Here is an 18,196-nt window from a genome sequence, read left to right on the forward strand (position 1 = left end):
GTGCGCGAACCTCGCAGGTGGCTATTGCTGAATACGACCTGCCGACAGCCCTGAGCGACGCATCGAGCGTTCTCTAGATTGCCATCTCCACCGTGTCCTGCCGGGCGAACCGCTGGATTTCCTGCTGGCCGAGCGTCGTCACCTGCAGGGCTCGCGAATCGTTCGGCAAGCTCAGCCAGCCCGACTGCATGAACAGTTGCAGCAGGGCCGCCCCCAGCGCGCCCCCCAGGTGTGGACGACGCTCGCTCCAGTCCGGGCAGGCACAGGCAATGCGGGCGTTGCGATGGGCCAGGGCCTGGATGAACAGGCCACGTTCGGCCAACTGATTGGCGCCTTTGTGGGTGACGATCACCCGCTGCTCGAACTGCTCGATCCACCCGGCATCCAGCAGCTGCTGATACAGGTCAGCCGCCAGGGTGCCCCCCAAGTGATCGTCGCAAAGTCTGGCCCGCATCAACGACGTGGGAGCCGACGGCGCTTTGGTTGGCATGACCCGGCGCTTGAAGATGTCCGGGATCTGGCGCGGCGTACTGACCAGCGTCGCGCTGGCCAGCGCTTCGACGGCAGCGCCGATTTCAGGGGCTGCCAGGCGGAAAAACCGCTTGCGGCCCCGGGCTTCGACTTTCAACAGGCCTCCAGCGGACAGGCGTCCCAGATGCGCGCTGGCCGAGGACGGCGACAACCCGGCGAGCAATGCCAACTCCTCGGCCTGGCGGGCCGTGCCGTCCATCAAGGCCCACATCATTGCGCTGCGCTTGGGGTCAGCCAGCAGCGTGGCGATCTGGCTGATGCAAGGTGCATGTTCCATGTATTCACTCCCTGTTGAATCATTCGTCTACTGCTCTGGCGCAGGCGGCCGATAGTATAAGCGGGGCGGTCGAGCTTTCCTGTCCTCCGGAAACCTTTGGAGGCGATTGTTCCTGAGGGAAAATTCTCTATTTGCCCGCGACTAATGGCCGGCCCCCGTCAAGACTGGAAAACGAGCCGTCAACTCACCGCAGCGGGCCTGGAGCATGTCCCGCAAAAGGTTGATGGGCTTGCTTAATTGCGCCCGGTGGGCACACAGCAGATTGAGGGGCGCGCGTTCGCATTGCAGGTGCGGCAAGAGGATCTTCAAGCGTCCGGCCTGCACGTCTGTGGACACATCCAGCCACGATTTATAGGCAATCCCGGCACCCGCCACCGCCCAGCGTCGCACCACATCGGCGTCGTCACTGAAACGGTCGCCACTGACGGTGAGGCTCACTTCCCGTTTGCCGTCATGAAAACCCCATCGGTCATGGACCCGACTGCCCAGCATGTACAACAGGCAGTTGTGCTGGGCCAGTTGTTCCAACTGATGGGGTGCACCGTGGCGATCCAGATAGTCCGGCGATGCGCACAGCACCCGGCGGTTATCCGCGGCGATGGGCAGGGCGACCAGGCTCGAATCTTCCGGATCGCCATAACGCAAGGCGATGTCCACCGGCTGCTTGAACAGATCGGCTATGCGATCGCCCAGCAACAGCCGCACCGTCAGCCCGGGGTGCTCGCGCTGGAACGCGTCCAGCCAGGGCAGCAGCAGGTTGCGTCCCAGGTCCGACGGTGCGGACAACTGCAACACCCCACTGACCTGGTCCTGGCCACTGGTCAACAACCGCCGGCCCTCGTCAAGGCTGCTCAATGCGGCCCGGGCATATTCGAGAAAGCCCTCGCCTTCGGCCGTCAGGCGCAGGCTACGGGTGGAACGGGCCAACAGCCGCGCGCCGAGGTGCTGCTCGATCCGTTTCAACGCGGCACTGGCCACCGCCGCCGACAGGTCCATGACCCTGGCCGCAGCCGAAAGACTGCCCAGGTCCGCCGCCCGGACAAACAACTGCAAGTCATCGAAGCGAAGCATGACGACTCCATTATCAAAAAAACATTGAAAGAGCCTGTTCTTTTAGCCGGTTTTATCTCGACGATAAATAGCTAAACATGGCCTCCATCGAATTCATCTCACGGAGCCGCTTCATGAAAGCCATCGCCTACTACCACTCGTTGCCTATCACTGACCCACAATCGCTCCAGGACATCGAGCTACCAGAACCGGTCGCCGGTCCCAGGGACCTGCTGGTGGAGGTCAAGGCTATTTCGGTCAACCCGGTGGACACCAAGGTCCGCCAGAACGTCCAGCCCGAAGACGGCGCGGCCAAGGTGCTGGGCTGGGACGTGGCCGGAGTGGTCAAGGCGGTGGGCAACGAGGTCACGCTGTTCAAGGCCGGGGACCAGGTGTTCTATGCCGGCTCCATCGCCCGGGCCGGCGGCAACAGCGAGCTGCACGTGGTGGATGAGCGCATCGTCGGCCACATGCCCAAGACCCTCGGTTTCGCCGAAGCGGCGGCGCTGCCGCTGACGGCCATTACCGCCTGGGAGTTGCTATTCGAGCGCCTGCAAATCCAGGAAGGCCAACGCGACCTGGGCCAGAGCCTGTTGATCGTCGGCGCTGCGGGAGGCGTGGGTTCGATCCTGACGCAACTGGCCAGCCAACTCACCGGGCTGAAGGTGATTGGCACCGCGTCCCGTGCGCAAACCCAGGAATGGGTGCGCAACCTGGGTGCCGACCTGGTGATCGACCACAGCCAGCCATTGAGCGAAGTGTTGAAAGAAGCGGGCCAGCCCCAGGTGACTCACGTCGCCAGCCTGACCCAGACCGACCAGCATCTGGACCAGTTGGTCGAAGCCCTCGCGCCCCAGGGCAAACTGGCGCTGATCGACGATCCCAAGGCGTTGGACGTAACCAAGCTCAAGCGCAAGAGCCTGTCGTTGCATTGGGAATTCATGTACACCCGCTCGCTGTTCGAAACGGCCGACATGCTTGAACAGCACAAACTGCTCAACCGCGTGGCCGCCCTGATCGACGCAGGCACACTGAAGACTACGGTTGGCGAACATTTCGGCACCATCAACGCCGAGAACCTGCGCCGGGCGCATGCCTTGCTGGAAAGCGGCAAGTCCAAGGGCAAGATTGTGCTCGAGGGCTTCTGACGGCAGGTCGAAACACTTCACCTGTGGAGAGGGAGCTTGCTCCCTCTCCACAGGTGTTGCATTAACTTGGGACCGCACCGTCAGTCCGAGAATTGATCCTTGTCACAATTGCGATCGCATTCGGGTCTACACTCGAGGCCTTTGCAACGCAATCTTTTCGTGAGGAGGTCAGCAATGAAGATCCTGATAAAAGAAGTGGCAAAATCCCAGTGGCAAGTGCGCCTTGACCAGCACGTCGTCACCTTCCGTACCGAGGCCGAAGCCCAGGCCTTCGCCAGCACCCTGCAAGCGCGGATCCTCGCGCCCCATCATTTCCCCGAACAACAGCAGCGCGCGGTCGGCTGAGTCAGCCCTCGCGACTGGCCTGGGCCAATGCCCGGGCATTTTGCAGGCGACGAGTCAGCATCGCTGCGCCCACCACCAACAGCCCGCACAGGCTGATGACCAGCGCCATTGGCACGGCGGTGCCGTCATGCAGCGCCGCCACCAACGAGGCTGCCCCGGCGGCGACGGAAAACTGCAGGCATCCCAGCATCGCCGAAGCACTGCCGGCCCGGGCGCCCTGCCCGTTCATGGCGCAGGCCGAGGCATTGGGCAGGATGCAACCCAAGCTGGCGATGCAGATAAACAGCGGAACCAGCAGCGGCCACAACTGCGCAGGTTGCAATGAACTGACGGCCAGCAGGCTCAGCCCGGCGCCCAGGTAGACCCATACCGCGCGGCTCAGCAGGAACGCCGGGCCGCGCTTGGACAGCAACCGGGCGTTGACCTGCGCAACCAGGATGAAGCCCGCCGCGTTGGTGCCGAACAGCCAACCGAAATGTTCGGCCGGTACACCGTAGAGCTTGATAAAGACGAAAGGCGAACCGGCGATGTAGGCAAACATCCCAGCGATAGCGATACCCCCCGTCAGCGCATGGCCGAGGAAGACAGCGTCGGTCAATAACCGGCCATATTGGCGCAACGCCCCCGACAACGGTTGCCGAGGCACATAGTCCGGCAAACTTTCCGGCAGCCACAAGGCCACCGCCGTCGACGCCAATGCACTGAACAGGGTCAGGGCAATGAAAATTGACTGCCAGCCATGCAGGTTCACCAGCAACCCGCCCAGCATCGGCGCGAGAATCGGCGCCAGGCCCATCACCAGCATCAACTGCGAAAACACCTTGGCCGAACCCACCGCATCGCATTTGTCGCTGACCACCGCCCGCGAGATCACCATCCCGGCGCATCCACCCAGGGCCTGGACGAAACGGGCGCCGATCAGCCATTCCAGGCTCGGCGCATAGGCGCAGGCCAGGGAGGCCAGAGTGAACAGGCCGACGCCAGTCAGCAGCGGAATGCGCCGCCCGAACCGGTCCGCCACCGGCCCATAGGCCAGTTGCCCGATGGACAAGCCGAGGAAATAGGCCGCCAGGGTCAACTGGATGTGTTTTTCATCGGTACCGAAGGCCGTGGCCATCGCCGGAAAGGCAGGCAGGTAGAAGTCGATCGCCAAGGGACCGAAAGCGCTCAAGGCGCCAAGAATCAGAATGGTACGGAGGTTCATCGGGCGTCCAGCTCAGGCGTCGTTCGACAGCCCGACAGTCTAGCCGTGCCGGACGCTCTTGAACATTCCGGTAGGTCGCTAACGATTAAAAAACTTCAAGCAGGGCTGGCCTCGTAGCCCTCCTCCTTGATGGCCGCGAGCACGGCATCGGCCGGCAACGAACTCTGGACCTGAACAGTCTTGGCGCCCAGGTCGATTTGCACATCGGCCGCCGGGTCCTTGGACTTGAGCGCCTGGGTGATGGCCTTGACACAGTGACCGCAGGACATGCCCTGGACATTGAAAGTTTGCATGAGATAACTCCTTGGGATTGAGGTTGCCAGCAGTCTCAAGCTTGCCATCATGGCAAGGTCAAGTTCTGACAAAAACTGCCGGGCTGGCAATCGGCATCGCGCTCAGCCAAGCTGCACACATCAAGGATTTAACACCGGAGGTTCAGCCATGCGCTGGTCAGCGTTCAGCCTGTTTTGCATGCTCGGTTTTTCAGCGGTGGCGCCCCAGGCATCGGCCGCCGGCGAAGACTACGGCGTGTTGATCATTTCTCGCGAGCGCCTGGAAGTGGCGACCAGTTGCGAAATCGGCATCTACATCCAGGATCAGCTCTCGGCCAGGCTGTTCCAGGAGCAAAGCACCTCGTTCAACCTGCCGCCGGGCCAGTTCTCCTTGCGCCTGAAGTTGCTGCCAGGCCAGGCACCGGGGTGCAACCCGGGCATGCTCGCGCCAGGGTCGCAAAACATCACCCTCAAGGCCGGTGACATTCTGAAGTTCCGCATCGCCATGAATGAACAAGGCATGTACCTCAAGCAGGCGGGGCTCGGTTACTGACACGCCACTTGAACCTGTGGCTCGCTCCCACAGAGGATTGGCGCTTGACCTTGCCAACATGGCAAGGTTGATCCTGTAGTCATTCACTACAGGGAGCGTGACCGATGTCCGAATCCACCACATTCGATCTACCCATTGCCGGCATGACCTGCGCCAGCTGCGCCGGACGGGTCGAGCGGGCCTTGAGCAAAGTCACCGGTGCCAGTGCCGTCAGCGTCAACCTGGCCACGGAACTGGCGCGTGTCCAGGCCCCCGAAGGTAGCCTGCCGGCCTTGAAGCAGGCCGTCGAACAGGCAGGCTATAGCGTTCCGGTGCACACCCTGGAACTGAATATCGAAGGCATGACCTGCGCTTCCTGTGTCGGCCGGGTCGAACGCGCCTTGGGCAAAGTCGACGGTGTGAACAAGGTCAGCGTCAACCTTGCCAATGAGCGGGCCCACCTCGAACTGCTCGGCCAGGTGGATCCACAAAACCTGATCGATGCGGTCAAGCGCGCCGGCTATGACGCCACTGTCTGGCAGGCCGAACAGCCCGCCGACACGCAGGCCAACCGTCTGAACCGTGAGCGCCTGATATTGGTGCTGGCGATTGCGCTGTCCGTGCCACTGGTACTGCCGATGCTGCTGCAGCCGTTCGGCGTGCATTGGATGCTCCCGGCCTGGGTGCAGTTCGCCCTGGCGACGCCGGTGCAATTCATCTTCGGTGCGCGTTTCTACGTCGCCGCCTTCAAGGCCGTGCGTGCCGGTGCCGGGAACATGGACCTGCTGGTGGCCCTGGGCACCAGCGCCGGCTACGGCTTGAGCCTTTATGAATGGGTGATCGCCCGCCCTGGCGGCATGCCGCACCTGTACTTCGAAGCCTCGGCCGTAGTGATTGCCCTGGTACTGCTCGGCAAATATCTGGAAAGCCGCGCCAAGCGACAAACCGCCAGCGCCATCCGCGCCCTCGAAGCCTTGCGTCCGGAACGGGCGATCCAGGTGATCGATGGCCAGGAGCGGGATGTTGCCATCAGTGCCCTGCGCTTGAATGACCTGGTGCTGGTCAAGCCCGGCGAACGCTTCCCGGTGGACGGCGAAGTACTGGAAGGCCAGAGCCACGCCGACGAAGCGCTGATCAGCGGTGAAAGCCTGCCGGTGCCCAAGCAGCCCGGCGACAAAGTCACCGGCGGCGCCATCAACGGCGAAGGTCGGCTGCTGGTACGCACGCTGGCCCTGGGTACCGAAACCGTCCTGGCGCGCATCATCCGCCTGGTAGAAGACGCCCAGGCGGCCAAGGCCCCGATTCAGAAACTGGTGGATAAAGTCAGCCAGGTCTTCGTGCCGGTGGTGCTGGTGCTGGCCTTGGCCACGCTGATCGGCTGGTGGCTGTACGGTGCGCCGCTGGAAACCGCGCTGATCAACGCCGTCGCCGTGCTAGTGATCGCCTGCCCCTGCGCCCTGGGCCTGGCAACGCCCACGGCGATCATGGCCGGCACCGGCGTGGCCGCGCGCCACGGGATTCTGATCAAGGACGCCGAGGCGCTGGAGCGTGCCCATGAAGTCAACACCGTGGTGTTCGACAAGACCGGCACCCTGACCTCCGGTACACCGCGCATCGCCCACTTGACGGCCCTGGAAGGTGATGAAGACGCGCTGCTGAAAATGGCCGGCGCACTGCAACGCGGCAGTGAGCACCCGCTTGCCAAAGCCGTACTGGATGCCTGCGCCGAGCGCGGCCTGGATGTGCCGGATGTCAGCGACAGCCAGTCCTTGGCTGGACGCGGTATCGCCGGCAGCCTCGACGGACGCCGCCTGGCCCTGGGCAATCGACGCCTGCTGGACGAACTGGGCCTGGACCCCGGCTCGCTGGCCGAGTCGGCACAGTCCTGGGAGACCGAAGGCCGCACGTTGTCCTGGCTGATCGAACAAGGCGCGACGCCTCGGGTGCTGGGCCTGTTCGCCTTCGGTGACACGCTCAAGCCCGGTGCCCTCGCTGCCGTACAGGCCCTCAATGAGCGCCACATCGCCAGTCACTTGCTCACGGGCGATAACCGGGGTAGCGCCCGGGTGGTGGCCGAGGCGCTGGGGATCACCCAGGTCCATGCCGAAGTGCTGCCGGCGGATAAGTCCGCCATCGTCCAGCAGTTGAAAACACACTCGGTAGTGGCGATGGTCGGCGACGGCATCAACGACGCCCCGGCCCTGGCCGCCGCCGATATCGGCATTGCCATGGGCGGCGGCACCGACGTGGCGATGCATGCCGCGGGCATCACCCTCATGCGCGGCGATCCGCGACTGGTGCCGGCGGCGCTGGATATCAGCCGCAAGACCTACGCCAAGATCCGCCAGAACCTGTTCTGGGCGTTCGTCTATAACTTGATCGGCATCCCCCTGGCGGCGTTCGGTTTTCTCAACCCGGTGCTGGCCGGCGCGGCCATGGCGTTGTCGAGCGTCAGCGTGGTCAGCAATGCGTTACTGTTGAAGTTCTGGACACCCAAGCAGTTGGAGGACAAGCGATGAACATCGGCCAAGCGGCCCGCCAGAGTGGCCTGAGCGCGAAGATGATCCGTTACTACGAGTCCATCGGCCTGCTCAAGGCCGCCCATCGCACCGACAGCGGCTACCGGATCTACGGCGCCGATGACCTGCACACCCTGGCGTTCATCAAGCGCTCCCGCGACTTGGGGTTTTCCCTGGAAGAGGTCGGCAAATTGCTGACCCTCTGGCAAGACCGCCAGCGCGCCAGCGCCGACGTCAAGGCCCTGGCCCGGCAACACATCGATGAGCTGAACCAGAAAATCCGCGAACTGGCCGAACTGCGCGACACCCTCCAGGACCTGGTGGAACACTGTCACGGCGACCACCGTCCGGATTGCCCGATCCTCAAGGAACTGGCGTCGGGGTGTTGCCAGGAAAACGCACCCCTCTGACATTCCCAGTGGGAGCGCGGTGGGTCTAGGATTTTGCAGTGCCTACAGAAAACCCGGCCTTGGCCTAATGCTATTCATTCAAGAAAATGAGGGACCTGTGGCGAGGGAGCTTGCTCCCGCTCGGCTGCGAAGCAGTCGTAAACCGGCGGGTGCGGTGTGTCTGATGCTGCGCATTTGGCAGGTTTAGGGGCCGCTTCGCGGCCCAGCGGGAGCAAGCTCCCTCGCCACGGGTTTTGTCGATGGCCTTAAGTGAACAGCATTACGGCCATGGCCGGGTTTCCATTCAGCCGATCATTGCATCCACGGCGGCGGTGGTTCTTCGGTCTTGCCGGGCGGGGCATCATCGGCGGCGCGGACGGCCTGGCGACGTTCCTCGTCCAGGCGCGCGGCCTCGATCTCGCGCATGATCCCGCCGACATCCGCCAGCTCTTCCGGCTCGTCGAACTCGCCGGTTAACACACTGGCCGGATGCAAGGTGCCGGCTTCATACAGCGCCCACATTTCCTTCGCGTACTTGGTGCGCTTGAGCTCCGGAGCGAACCGGCCGAAGTAGGACGCCATGTTGCCCACGTCCCGCTCCAACATGCTGAAAGCATGGTTGTTACCCGCCGCATCCACGGCCTGAGGCAGGTCGATGATCACCGGCCCGGTCGGCGTGAGCAGGACGTTGAACTCCGACAGGTCGCCGTGCACCAGACCGGTACACAGCATCAGCACGATCTGGGAAATCAGATAGGCGTGATATTCACGGGCCTGGTCCGGCTCCAGCACCACGTCGTTCAGACGCGGCGCTGCATCGCCGTACTCGTCGGCCACCAGTTCCATCAGCAGCACGCCTTCCAGGAAGTCGTATGGCTTGGGCACGCGCACCCCCGCGCTTGCCAGGCGGAACAGTGCCGCCACTTCGGCATTCTGCCAGGCGTCCTCGGTTTCCTTGCGCCCGAACTTCGAGCCCTTGGCCATGGCCCGGGCCTGACGGCTGTTGCGGACCTTGCGGCCCTCCTGATATTCGGCCGCCTGACGAAAACTTCGCTTGTTCGCCTCCTTGTAGACCTTCGCGCAACGTAGCTCGTTACCGCAGCGCACCACATAAACAGCTGCTTCTTTACCACTCATGAGTGGGCGCAGCACCTCGTCGACCAGACCGTCCTCGATCAGGGGTTCAATGCGTTTTGGAGTCTTCATCAGCTTTTATTGTGGGTCCTTTATTACCAAACACGCGAATGACAGTCGTTATACGGCAATCCTTCCTCCACGGGGAGGGGTTGCCGACCTATGAACTTGCGATGCACACAATGTGCCTGATTAATCGACCGAGCCGAATCATAGCCGAGACCGGACTTGGCGTTGGCAACTGAATGCGAAGGCATTTGCGACAAGAGCTGACAGCCGTGCCTACCGTCGGTTGTAAGCGATGCGACGACTCAATGCTTGAACAGTTCCCCCGGCGTAAAGCCGAACATCCCCTTGAACGCGGCAATGAACGCGGACGTTGAATCATAGCCACAGGACAACGCAGCGCTGGTGACGCTGTCGCCCTGCTCCAGCGACCCCAGGGACGACAACAGGCGCATGCGCTGGCGCCAGGCGCGAAAGCTCAGGCCGGTCTCGCGCTGAAACAGGCGCATCAGGGTTTTTTCCGACGTACCCAGACGCTCAGCCCAGGCGTGCAAGGTGACGTTCTGCTCAGGCTGTTCGATCAACTCATTACACAGCCCCAGCAGACGGGCATGTCGCGGCAGCGGCAGGGAGAATCCCACTTCCGGCAGGGTCGCCAGTTGGTCCAGCAACACCTGCACCAACCGTTGTTCCTGGGTATCGCCTTGCGGGTAATCGACCGGAAGCTGACAGAACACCTTGATCAACTCACGGGCCAGTGGCGTGACTTCCAGCACCCGACAGCGCTCATCGGCCCAGGGGCAGGCGTGACGATGGACATACAAGCTGCGCATTTCCGCTCGAGTGGAGGTCACCACCTGATGTTCCAGGTCGGCCGGGATCCAGATGCCCCGTTGTGGTGGGGCGAAGAAGCTGCCGGCGGCGGTGTGTACGCCGAGAACGCCGCTGATGGCGTAGGAAAACTGCACCCAGTCATGACGATGGGCTTGCGTCCAGGAACCGGCGCTCAAGCTTTCGACACGGGCGTACAGCGGCCTGGGCAATTGCACCAGGTCGGGGATGTGGCGTTCGAGCTGTCGGTGTCCGTTAGGCGGCATTGATTGGCCTTATGTCGCAAGACGACTGATGGGAACGACGTTAGGCTAAGTCGACTTTTCTTACAACATGCGGTGCCCTATGCATATCTTCAGACACCTCAAACGCATGGTGACCGACTGGTTCCTGTGCGGCATGGTGCTCGCCACGCTGCTGGCGTACTTCTTTCCCACCTTTGGCGCCACGGGCGGTGCCATGCATGCCGAATGGGTGGTCAACATCGGCATCTTCGTGGTGTTCTTCCTGCACGGGGTCAACCTGTCCGGCGAACAGATCCGCCACGGTTTGAAGAACATCCGCCTGCATGTGATGGTGCAGGGTTTCACCTTTGGCGTGTTTCCATTGATCTGGCTGATCAGCCACTGGCTAGTCGGCAGCCATGTGCCTGCGCTGTTGATGCTGGGGTTCTTCTACCTGTGCGCCCTGCCCTCGACGATTTCTTCCTCGGTGGCCCTGACTGGCAGTGCAAAAGGTAACGTGCCGGCGGCGATTCTCAACGCGAGCCTGTCCAGCGTACTGGGGATTTTTCTGACCCCGCTGCTGGTCAGTTTCGTGGTCGGCAGCGGCGCCGGAGGCATCGACCTGGGGTCAACCTTGCTCGACCTGTGCCTGATGTTGCTTCTGCCACTGGTGCTGGGGCAGTTCCTGCGGCGTTGGCTGGCCGGCTTTTTCGGTCGGTACAAACGCTACACCAGCATCATCGACAAGCTGGTGATCCTGCTGCTGGTCTACGCGGCGTTCTGCAACTCGATGGTATCCGGCATCTGGCAACAGCAAGGCCACGGTGTGCTCTTGAGCGCAGTGCTTGGCAGTGCCGTACTGTTGGCGATCATTTTGTGGGCGACCACCCGCACCGCCCGCGCCCTGCACTTCAGCAGCGCCGATGAGGTTGCCGCGGTGTTCTGTGCCAGCAAAAAATCCCTCGCCGCCGGAGTACCCATGGCGGCGTTGATTTTCGGCAACCATCCCGGCCTGGGGCTGATCCTGCTGCCGATCATGATCTATCACCCGCTGCAGTTGATCGTCTGCTCGATCCTCGCCGAACGCTACGCCAGCCATCACCGGGAACTGGCGTCCCGCCAGGACGGCGCCGTCCTCAACGCTCGATAATCGCCGTCACCCCCTGGCCTGCGGCGGCGCAGATGGAGATCAAGCCGCGACCTCGCCCGGCGGCATCAAGCAACTTGGCGAGGTTGGCGACAATGCGCCCGCCCGTGGCGGCAAACGGGTGCCCGGCGGCCAGGGAACTGCCCTTGACGTTCAACCGGCTGCGGTCGATGGACCCGAGTGGCGCATCGAGGCCCAGGCGCGTCTTGCAGTAGTCCGGGTCTTCCCAGGCCTTCAGCGTGCATAACACTTGGGCGGCGAACGCTTCATGGATCTCGTAGTAATCAAAGTCCTGCAAGGTCAAGCCGTTGCGCGCCAGCAACCGCGGCACGGCGTAGACCGGGGCCATCAACAGTCCTTCGGCGCCATTGACGAAATCCACCGCTGCCGTTTCGCCGTCGCGCAGGTACGCCAGGATCGGCAGGCCTCGGGCCTTGGCCCACTCTTCGCTGCCCAGCAGCACCAACGAAGCGCCATCGGTCAGTGGCGTGGAGTTGCCCGCGGTCATTGTGCCCTTGGCGCTTTTTTCGAAGGCCGGCTTGAGGGCAGCGAGTTTTTCCAGGGTCAGGTCCGGGCGCAGGTTGTTGTCCCGGGTCAGGCCAAGAAACGGTGTCATCAAGTCGTTCTGCCAACCTTCGGCATAGGACGCGGCCATTTTCTGATGGCTTTCCAGGGCCAACTGGTCTTGCGCCTCCCGGGGGATCTGCCAGGTCTGGGCCATCAATTCGCAATGCTCCCCCATGTTCAGGCCGGTGCGCGGCTCGTTGATGCGCGGCAGATCGGGGACGAGGTGCTGGGGACGCAGTTGCAGGAAGGTCTTGATCTTGTCGGCGGTGGTCTTAGCGCGATTGGCTTGCAGCAGGATCCTGCGCAGGCCTTCATTGACCGCGATCGGCGCATCCGAGGTGGTGTCGACGCCGCCGGCAATACCGCTGTCGATCTGCCCCAGGGCGATCTTGTTGGCCACCAGCAGCACCGTTTCCAGCCCGGTGCCACAGGCCTGTTGTACGTCATAGGCCGGCGTCATCGGTGACAGCCGCGAGCCGAGCACGCATTCGCGGGTCATGTTCATATCCCGGGAGTGCTTGAGCACCGCACCGGCAGCCACTTCGCCGATGTGCAAGCCATGCAGGTTGTAGCGTTCGATCAGCCCCTCGAGGGCAGCTGTCAACATCGCCTGGTTGCTGGCGGTGGCATAGGCCCCGTTGGAGCGGGCGAACGGAATGCGGTTACCACCGATGATCGCGACGCGGCGTAGTTGTGTCATGAAGAACTCCCCTGTGTAGGTCTAGTGCCCTATGAAGACTCAACCGAACCCTGTGGGAGCAAACTTTGCTCCCACAGGAATTCGGTGCCCTGGAAAAAGCGCTCCCGCTCAAGCTTAGGCTTTATCTCGCCAATCGAACGACTGATTGCCAATCATGGTCCACACTTGGAACCTCATCAGCCGGAGTGTGTTCCATGTCTGACCGTTATATCGACTTCGCCAATTCGCCCATTGGCCGGCGCATGGTCGGGTCCCTCGGCCTGCCATCGCCGGTGCGCCTGGAACGCTGGCAGGCCGGGCGCCTGCGGCCGATCGAAGGCGCATTGCTACTGGGCGGCGGGCCGTTGACCGAACAGATCGGCACGTTTGCCAAGCGCCTGACCGACACCATCTTCATCTACGGCGGCGAGCCGACCCTGGCCACCGAGTGGATCCCCGGCCATGGGCCGAAAATCAAGGCGGTGGTGTACGACGCCAGCCATTTGCTGCAGGTCGACCAGCTCAAGCAGTTGCGGGAATTTTTCCAGCCGCTGATGAAAAACCTCGACCACAGCGCCCATGTCGTCATCCTCGGTCGCGCGCCAGAAAGTCTTGCCGACCCATTCGCCGCCAGTGCCCAGCGGGCGTTGGAGGGTTTCAGCCGTTCCCTGGCCAAAGAGCTGCGCCACGGTGGGACACTGCAACTGCTGTACGTCGGCGACGGCGCCGAAGCCCAGCTGGAAGGCGCACTGCGGTTTTTCCTGTCGCCCAAGAGCGCCTTCATCTCCGGGCAGGTCATTCGCCTCAACGCCTGTGACATCCAGGTCCAGGACTGGACCCGACCACTGACCGGGCTCAAGGCACTGGTCACCGGTGCAGCCCGCGGGATCGGCGCTTCCATCGCCGAAACCCTGGCCCGTGATGGCGCCGACGTGATCCTGCTGGACGTGCCGCAGGCCAAGACCGACCTCGACGCCTTGGCTGCTCGCTTGAGCGGGCGCAGCGTCACACTGGATATCTGCGCCGAAGATGCCGCCGCCCAGTTGATCGAGCACCTGCCCGACGGCGTCGACATCGTGGTGCACAACGCCGGCATCACCCGGGACAAGACCCTCGCCAACATGACCCCGGAATTCTGGGACGCCGTGTTGGCCGTCAACCTCAACGCCCCGCAAGTGCTGACCAAGGCCCTGCTCGACAGCGGCACCCTGCATGATAACGGCCGCGTCGTGCTGCTGGCCTCCATCAGCGGCATTGCCGGCAACCGTGGGCAGACCAACTACGCGGCGAGCAAGGCCGGGCTGATCGGCTTGGCCCAGGCCTGGGCGCCGTTGTTGCAACCACGGGGCATCAGCATCAACGCCGTGGCGCCGGGTTTCATTGAAACGCGCATGACCGCCGAGGTTCCCTTCGCGCTACGCGAAGCCGGGCGGCGCATGAGTTCCCTGGGCCAGGGCGGCTTGCCCCAGGATGTCGCCGAAGCCGTTGCATGGCTGGCGCAACCGGGCACGGGTGCCGTGACCGGCCAGGCCCTGCGGGTATGTGGGCAAAGCCTTCTGGGAGCGTGACCATGACGATCCAATGGCATGAAGTCAGCAGCCCGCCCTCCATGTCCGGGCTTTATTCGAAAGCGGCGACACGGCGCAAGGTCACCGGAACGACCTTGCCCGAGGAGGGCCTGCGCCAGGTGCTTCAGGTCGACCCGCAACGGCTGGCGGCCTATCGCAAAGTCTGCGGTTTCGTCGATAACGGACTGCTGCCGCCGACCTATCCCCACGTCTTGGCGTTTGCCCTGCAAATGCAATTGCTCACCGCGCGGAATTTTCCATTCCCACTGCTGGGGCTGATCCACTTGAGCAACCGCATTCGTGTATTGCGGCCCATGGGCGGGGTTGGCCAAGTGCGTGCCAGCGTCAATGTCGAGAATCTTCAAGCCCACCCCAAGGGCGCGGTATTCGACCTGGTGACCCGCCTCGATGATCAGTTGGGGCCGCTATGGGAGGCCCAGAGCCAGATGCTTTGCAAAGGCGTCCAGCTCGACGGGGCACTTGTGGAGGACTCACCGCAGGCCAGCCGGCCCTTGATTGAAGTCGCGCACTGGACCGCACCGGCAGACATCGGGCGGCAATATGCCAAAGTGTCTGGCGACTACAACCCCATTCACCTGAGCGGCATCAGCGCCCGGTTGTTCGGCTTCCCCACCGCCATCGCCCATGGCCTGTGGAACAAGGCCAGGACCCTCGCGGCGCTGGACGATCACTTGCCCGAGGCCAACATCGAGATCGAAGTGACCTTCAAGAAACCGGTGCGCCTGCCCAGCGAGGTGACGCTGCTGGCGAGTGCGGCGGGGTCCAGTGGGCAACTGCAACTGATGGGGGCTGGGGGTTTGGAGCATATGGTAGGAGAGTGGCGGCCGGTGGCCTGAGCAGGTCAATGGTATTCACCGCCCCCCCAGTGGGAGCGAGCTTGCTCGCGATGGCGGTGGGTCAGCTCGCATCCATCTTGAATGCGCTGCGGTCAGCGCGGCGGGTAGTTGGACAGGATTCGCCCAACCGTCTCGCGCACGGCCGTGTTGCGGTCAGCCGGGTTGGGGGAATTGCTGAGCAGTTGTTCGTCACTGCCACGCCACACCAGCTTGCCGTCCTTACCATCGAGCAGGTCGATCTGCACGGTGGCGACCTTGTAGCTGATGTTGCGGGTTTCGTTGTACATCGGCCCGCCCCAATAGCCATTCCAAGGGCCGCCCCACCCGCCGCCGTAGTTGGTGGTGACCTGCTGCTGGCGGTCCTCGACGATCAAATAGGCCTGGACCAGCACATCGCCATGCCCGCCAGCCGCCGGACGCAAGCCGCGCTGGTCGAGTTGATCGGCAACCGCCTGGCGGATTCGCTGTTCGGTCAGGTCGCTCTTGATGCGAGGGTCATCGGGGCGATATTGCAGCGCCGGGTCTTTCCAGCTCCAACTGCGATACGCCGCGAAATCGCGGCTGGTGTCGAAATCATGGTTGACCTGATTAGAGGCACAAGCGCCCAACAACAGGGTGAAGGCCAGTAGAGCAAGACGGCGAAACATGGTTTTTCTCCGTTGCGTAATCAACTTGGAGGATACGCCGACATGGCTTTTTCCACCGCCGCACGAATGGCATCGGTGCGCTCGCTTTGACTGCCCCGCTGGCCGGTCTCGGCGCTGGCGCTCCATACCGGTTGCCCCGTGCGGGCATCGAACAGATCCACCCGCACCACCACGACCTGCTCCTGATACGTGCGCACCATCGGCACCGGATGGTACATCCCATAACCCGGGCCATAGCGGTCATAACGGTTATAGCCGCCATAGTAACCGGCATCATAGTCATCCCGGACCTGGCGCACGCGGGTTTCCAGACGCAGGTCGGCGCTGACGAACAGGTCGGCGGGCCGGTTGTCATGCAGCGGGCGCAGGCCACGCTGGTCCAGGGCATTGCTCACCGCTTCGGCCACTTGGGCCGAATCCGCCCAGGCGGAACCCGACGGCAAGCGCCCGTCGCGCCAGGCCCAACTGCGATAGCGCCCATAGTCACGGGGCGGCGCGGGGTAAGCGCTGCGGTCGAACACCGTGGCGGCCTCGGCCGGCGCCGGTGGCAGTGGATTGGACGTGGCGACATAGGGGTTGCTGCCCTGGCAGGCCGCCAGTCCCAGGCACAGCATCAACAACCCTGAACGACCTTTCATTTCGCTCTCCGGTCACACTGGACGGCAGATCCAGTGCAGATAACGTCCCAACCCGGCAAACGCCGGATGGCGACGGTGGGCCAGTTCCATTTCCAGCAACTGCGCAAGCTCCACGCGGCCCTGGAACTCCACCGGCATATAGTCATGGAAAACCCGCACGCCACTCTGGTTTTCGACCTGCCACAGGCCTTCAAGTTGCGCCGCCAACTCTCGTGGATCAAGAGGCTGTTGCGGCGTCAGGCTCTGTTTTTCGCCGGCCATGTCATTTTTGCGCAACTTGCGAAAATGCCCCTTGAGCAGGTTGCGATAGACCAACGCGTCGCGGTTGTAGAACGCCAGGGACAGCCAGCCGCCAGGGACCGTGAGTTGATGCAGCACCGGCAGGATCGCGTGAGGTTCGGCCAGCCATTCCAGCACCGCGTGACACAACACCAGGTCGTAAGGTTCGGTGAGCTGGCCGAGCAGGTCCTGCCACGGCGCCTGGATGAACGTGGCGCTCTGGCCCGCCTCGGCAAAGCGCTGGCGGGCGCCTTCGAGCATGGGCTCGGCCGGCTCGGCCAGGGTCACCTGGTGACCGCGTTCGGCCAGCCACAACGACATGTGGCCCAGGCCGGCGCCGATGTCCAGCACGCGCAATGGACGCTGTGGCAAGGCTTCCAGCAGATCGGCCTGAAGCACCGCCAGGCGGATCGCGCCCTTGGCTCCACCGTAGATTTTTTCGGCAAAACGCGTGGCGAGCTGATCGAAATGACGGTCGCTCATTGGCCGAACCGCCGTTCGCTGTCAGCCAGTTTGCTGCGCACCACGGCGTCCATGTCCAGGCCCAGTTCGCTGCAAAGCAGCAACAGGTACAACACGATGTCACCGACCTCCTGCCCGGCGTGGGCCAGTTTGTCCGCCGGCAACTGGCGCGACTGGTCCTCGGTCAGCCATTGGAAAATCTCCACCAGTTCGGCCATTTCCACACTGGCGGCCATGGCGAGGTTTTTCGGGCTGTGGAATTGCCGCCAGTCGTTACGGTCACGAATGGCATGCAGGCGTTCGGTCAGTTCAACAAGGTTCATCGGGTTCTCCTGAATGCGCATAGCTTCAGGGGGATGACCAGGGAAGGCAAGAGTCTCGGTACGAAGCGACAGTTTGCCCCATAATCGAACCAACTCGGCCGCTACAGCTCCTACAATCAGGAGCCAACGGCTCAGCTCAGATCCCCTCCCATCAGGATGCACACATGCAGGCAGAAAGCTTTTTCGAATGGCTCGGCCAGGCGCTCGGTTCGGTGATCCGTTTCATCGTCGACCTGCTCAGCGGTCTCTTCAACACCCTGGCCAATGCCGGCGGCAATTTTGTCGATGGGCTGTCACGCACCCTGGGCATGGACACCTCGATCATCAGCATCATCGCGCTGATCCTCGGGCTGATGCTGCTCTACTCGGCGATCCGCGCGTTCATGCGGGCCTCGATCGTCATGGGCATCATCTGGCTGGTGCTGGGGTTGTGGTTGCTGAGTTGGATCATTCACTAAAGCACCCAGCGATCCCAAGCCGAACACAACCTTGTGGCGAGGGGATTTATCCCCGCTGGGCTGCGCAGCAGCCCCAAAACCAGACACTGCAGTGTGTCAGATTCATTGA

At 62.9% G+C, this 18,196-nt stretch carries 20 protein-coding genes; 9 read left to right on the forward strand and 11 right to left on the reverse strand.

What is annotated here, in order from left to right; translation table 11 throughout:
* Positions 1–73 precede the first annotated feature (73 nt).
* Complete coding sequence (locus TK06_RS17460) at positions 74–808, reverse strand: ArsR/SmtB family transcription factor (protein WP_063323090.1); 735 nt, start codon at positions 806–808, stop codon at positions 74–76.
* 141 nt (positions 809–949) lie between these two features.
* On the reverse strand, positions 950–1,879 hold the full coding sequence (locus TK06_RS17465) for a LysR family transcriptional regulator (protein WP_063323091.1): 930 nt from the start codon (positions 1,877–1,879) through the stop codon (positions 950–952).
* Between the two features lie 113 nt (positions 1,880–1,992).
* Between TK06_RS17465 and TK06_RS17470 the strand changes: the two genes are divergently transcribed.
* Both TK06_RS17470 and TK06_RS32765 read left to right on the forward strand, forming a co-directional pair.
* Complete coding sequence (locus tag TK06_RS17470; RefSeq protein ID WP_063323092.1) at positions 1,993–3,006, forward strand: zinc-binding alcohol dehydrogenase family protein; 1,014 nt, start codon at positions 1,993–1,995, stop codon at positions 3,004–3,006.
* A 174-nt stretch (positions 3,007–3,180) separates the two neighbouring features.
* Positions 3,181–3,351, forward strand: coding sequence for a hypothetical protein (locus TK06_RS32765; protein WP_170845930.1), 171 nt, complete (start codon positions 3,181–3,183; stop codon positions 3,349–3,351).
* Between the two features lies 1 nt (position 3,352).
* Here the strand turns inward: TK06_RS32765 and TK06_RS17475 are convergent, their stop codons facing one another.
* Together TK06_RS17475 and TK06_RS17480 are read right to left on the reverse strand one after the other, a co-directional pair.
* A complete protein-coding gene (locus tag TK06_RS17475) occupies positions 3,353–4,555 on the reverse strand; it encodes a multidrug effflux MFS transporter (RefSeq protein WP_063323093.1) in 1,203 nt (400 codons plus the stop codon).
* Positions 4,556–4,650: 95 nt separating this feature from the next.
* Complete coding sequence (locus TK06_RS17480) at positions 4,651–4,848, reverse strand: heavy-metal-associated domain-containing protein (protein ID WP_063323094.1); 198 nt, start codon at positions 4,846–4,848, stop codon at positions 4,651–4,653.
* A gap of 148 nt (positions 4,849–4,996) precedes the next feature.
* On the opposite strand from TK06_RS17480, the gene TK06_RS17485 reads away from it, so the two are divergent.
* The 3 genes from TK06_RS17485 to cueR all read left to right on the forward strand — a co-directional run bounded on the left by TK06_RS17485 (position 4,997) and on the right by cueR (position 8,288).
* Positions 4,997–5,380, forward strand: a complete 384-nt coding sequence (locus TK06_RS17485; protein WP_063323095.1) for a hypothetical protein — start codon at positions 4,997–4,999, stop codon at positions 5,378–5,380.
* A gap of 104 nt (positions 5,381–5,484) precedes the next feature.
* Positions 5,485–7,878 carry a heavy metal translocating P-type ATPase gene (locus TK06_RS17490; protein ID WP_063323096.1) on the forward strand — a complete coding sequence of 798 codons (2,394 nt, stop codon included), beginning with the start codon at positions 5,485–5,487 and terminating at the stop codon, positions 7,876–7,878.
* A complete protein-coding gene (cueR, locus tag TK06_RS17495; RefSeq protein ID WP_063323097.1) occupies positions 7,875–8,288 on the forward strand; it encodes a Cu(I)-responsive transcriptional regulator in 414 nt (137 codons plus the stop codon). Before TK06_RS17490 ends, cueR begins: the two co-directional genes overlap by 4 nt.
* A gap of 291 nt (positions 8,289–8,579) precedes the next feature.
* Here the strand turns inward: cueR and TK06_RS17500 are convergent, their stop codons facing one another.
* The gene (locus TK06_RS17500) at positions 8,580–9,473 is read right to left on the reverse strand and encodes a PA4780 family RIO1-like protein kinase (protein ID WP_014336406.1); all 894 of its coding nucleotides are present in this window, start codon (positions 9,471–9,473) and stop codon (positions 8,580–8,582) included.
* Between the two features lie 239 nt (positions 9,474–9,712).
* A complete protein-coding gene (locus TK06_RS17505) occupies positions 9,713–10,504 on the reverse strand; it encodes an AraC family transcriptional regulator (protein WP_063323098.1) in 792 nt (263 codons plus the stop codon).
* 79 nt (positions 10,505–10,583) lie between these two features.
* Between TK06_RS17505 and TK06_RS17510 the strand changes: the two genes are divergently transcribed.
* The gene (locus TK06_RS17510; protein WP_063323099.1) at positions 10,584–11,612 is read left to right on the forward strand and encodes a bile acid:sodium symporter family protein; all 1,029 of its coding nucleotides are present in this window, start codon (positions 10,584–10,586) and stop codon (positions 11,610–11,612) included.
* On the opposite strand, the gene TK06_RS17515 is transcribed toward TK06_RS17510, so the two are convergent.
* The gene (locus tag TK06_RS17515) at positions 11,599–12,876 is read right to left on the reverse strand and encodes an acetyl-CoA C-acetyltransferase (protein WP_063323100.1); all 1,278 of its coding nucleotides are present in this window, start codon (positions 12,874–12,876) and stop codon (positions 11,599–11,601) included. The genes TK06_RS17510 and TK06_RS17515 overlap by 14 nt on opposite strands.
* A 194-nt stretch (positions 12,877–13,070) precedes the next feature.
* Between TK06_RS17515 and TK06_RS17520 the strand changes: the two genes are divergently transcribed.
* The gene (locus tag TK06_RS17520; RefSeq protein ID WP_063323101.1) at positions 13,071–14,423 is read left to right on the forward strand and encodes a 3-oxoacyl-ACP reductase; all 1,353 of its coding nucleotides are present in this window, start codon (positions 13,071–13,073) and stop codon (positions 14,421–14,423) included.
* A 2-nt stretch (positions 14,424–14,425) separates the two neighbouring features.
* A complete protein-coding gene (locus TK06_RS17525; RefSeq protein WP_063323102.1) occupies positions 14,426–15,280 on the forward strand; it encodes a MaoC family dehydratase in 855 nt (284 codons plus the stop codon).
* A 92-nt stretch (positions 15,281–15,372) separates the two neighbouring features.
* Here TK06_RS17525 and TK06_RS17530 read toward each other — a convergent pair whose 3' ends face one another.
* The 4 genes from TK06_RS17530 to TK06_RS17545 are packed head-to-tail and all read right to left on the reverse strand — an operon-like array spanning position 15,373 to position 17,629.
* Positions 15,373–15,927, reverse strand: coding sequence for a DUF4136 domain-containing protein (locus TK06_RS17530; protein ID WP_063323103.1), 555 nt, complete (start codon positions 15,925–15,927; stop codon positions 15,373–15,375).
* 20 nt (positions 15,928–15,947) lie between these two features.
* Positions 15,948–16,565 carry a DUF4136 domain-containing protein gene (locus TK06_RS17535; RefSeq protein WP_063323104.1) on the reverse strand — a complete coding sequence of 206 codons (618 nt, stop codon included), beginning with the start codon at positions 16,563–16,565 and terminating at the stop codon, positions 15,948–15,950.
* 12 nt (positions 16,566–16,577) lie between these two features.
* Positions 16,578–17,327, reverse strand: coding sequence for a methyltransferase (locus TK06_RS17540; RefSeq protein WP_063323105.1), 750 nt, complete (start codon positions 17,325–17,327; stop codon positions 16,578–16,580).
* The gene (locus TK06_RS17545) at positions 17,324–17,629 is read right to left on the reverse strand and encodes a MazG-like family protein (RefSeq protein WP_003186192.1); all 306 of its coding nucleotides are present in this window, start codon (positions 17,627–17,629) and stop codon (positions 17,324–17,326) included. The genes TK06_RS17540 and TK06_RS17545 overlap by 4 nt, the downstream gene beginning before the upstream one ends.
* 164 nt (positions 17,630–17,793) lie before the next feature.
* Here TK06_RS17545 and TK06_RS17550 point away from each other — a divergent pair, with 164 nt between their 5' ends.
* On the forward strand, positions 17,794–18,087 hold the full coding sequence (locus TK06_RS17550; protein WP_018607618.1) for a hypothetical protein: 294 nt from the start codon (positions 17,794–17,796) through the stop codon (positions 18,085–18,087).
* Positions 18,088–18,196 lie beyond the last annotated feature (109 nt).

The sequence above is a fragment of the Pseudomonas fluorescens genome, assembly GCF_001623525.1.
In the GTDB taxonomy this organism is placed as follows: domain Bacteria; phylum Pseudomonadota; class Gammaproteobacteria; order Pseudomonadales; family Pseudomonadaceae; genus Aquipseudomonas; species Aquipseudomonas fluorescens_Q.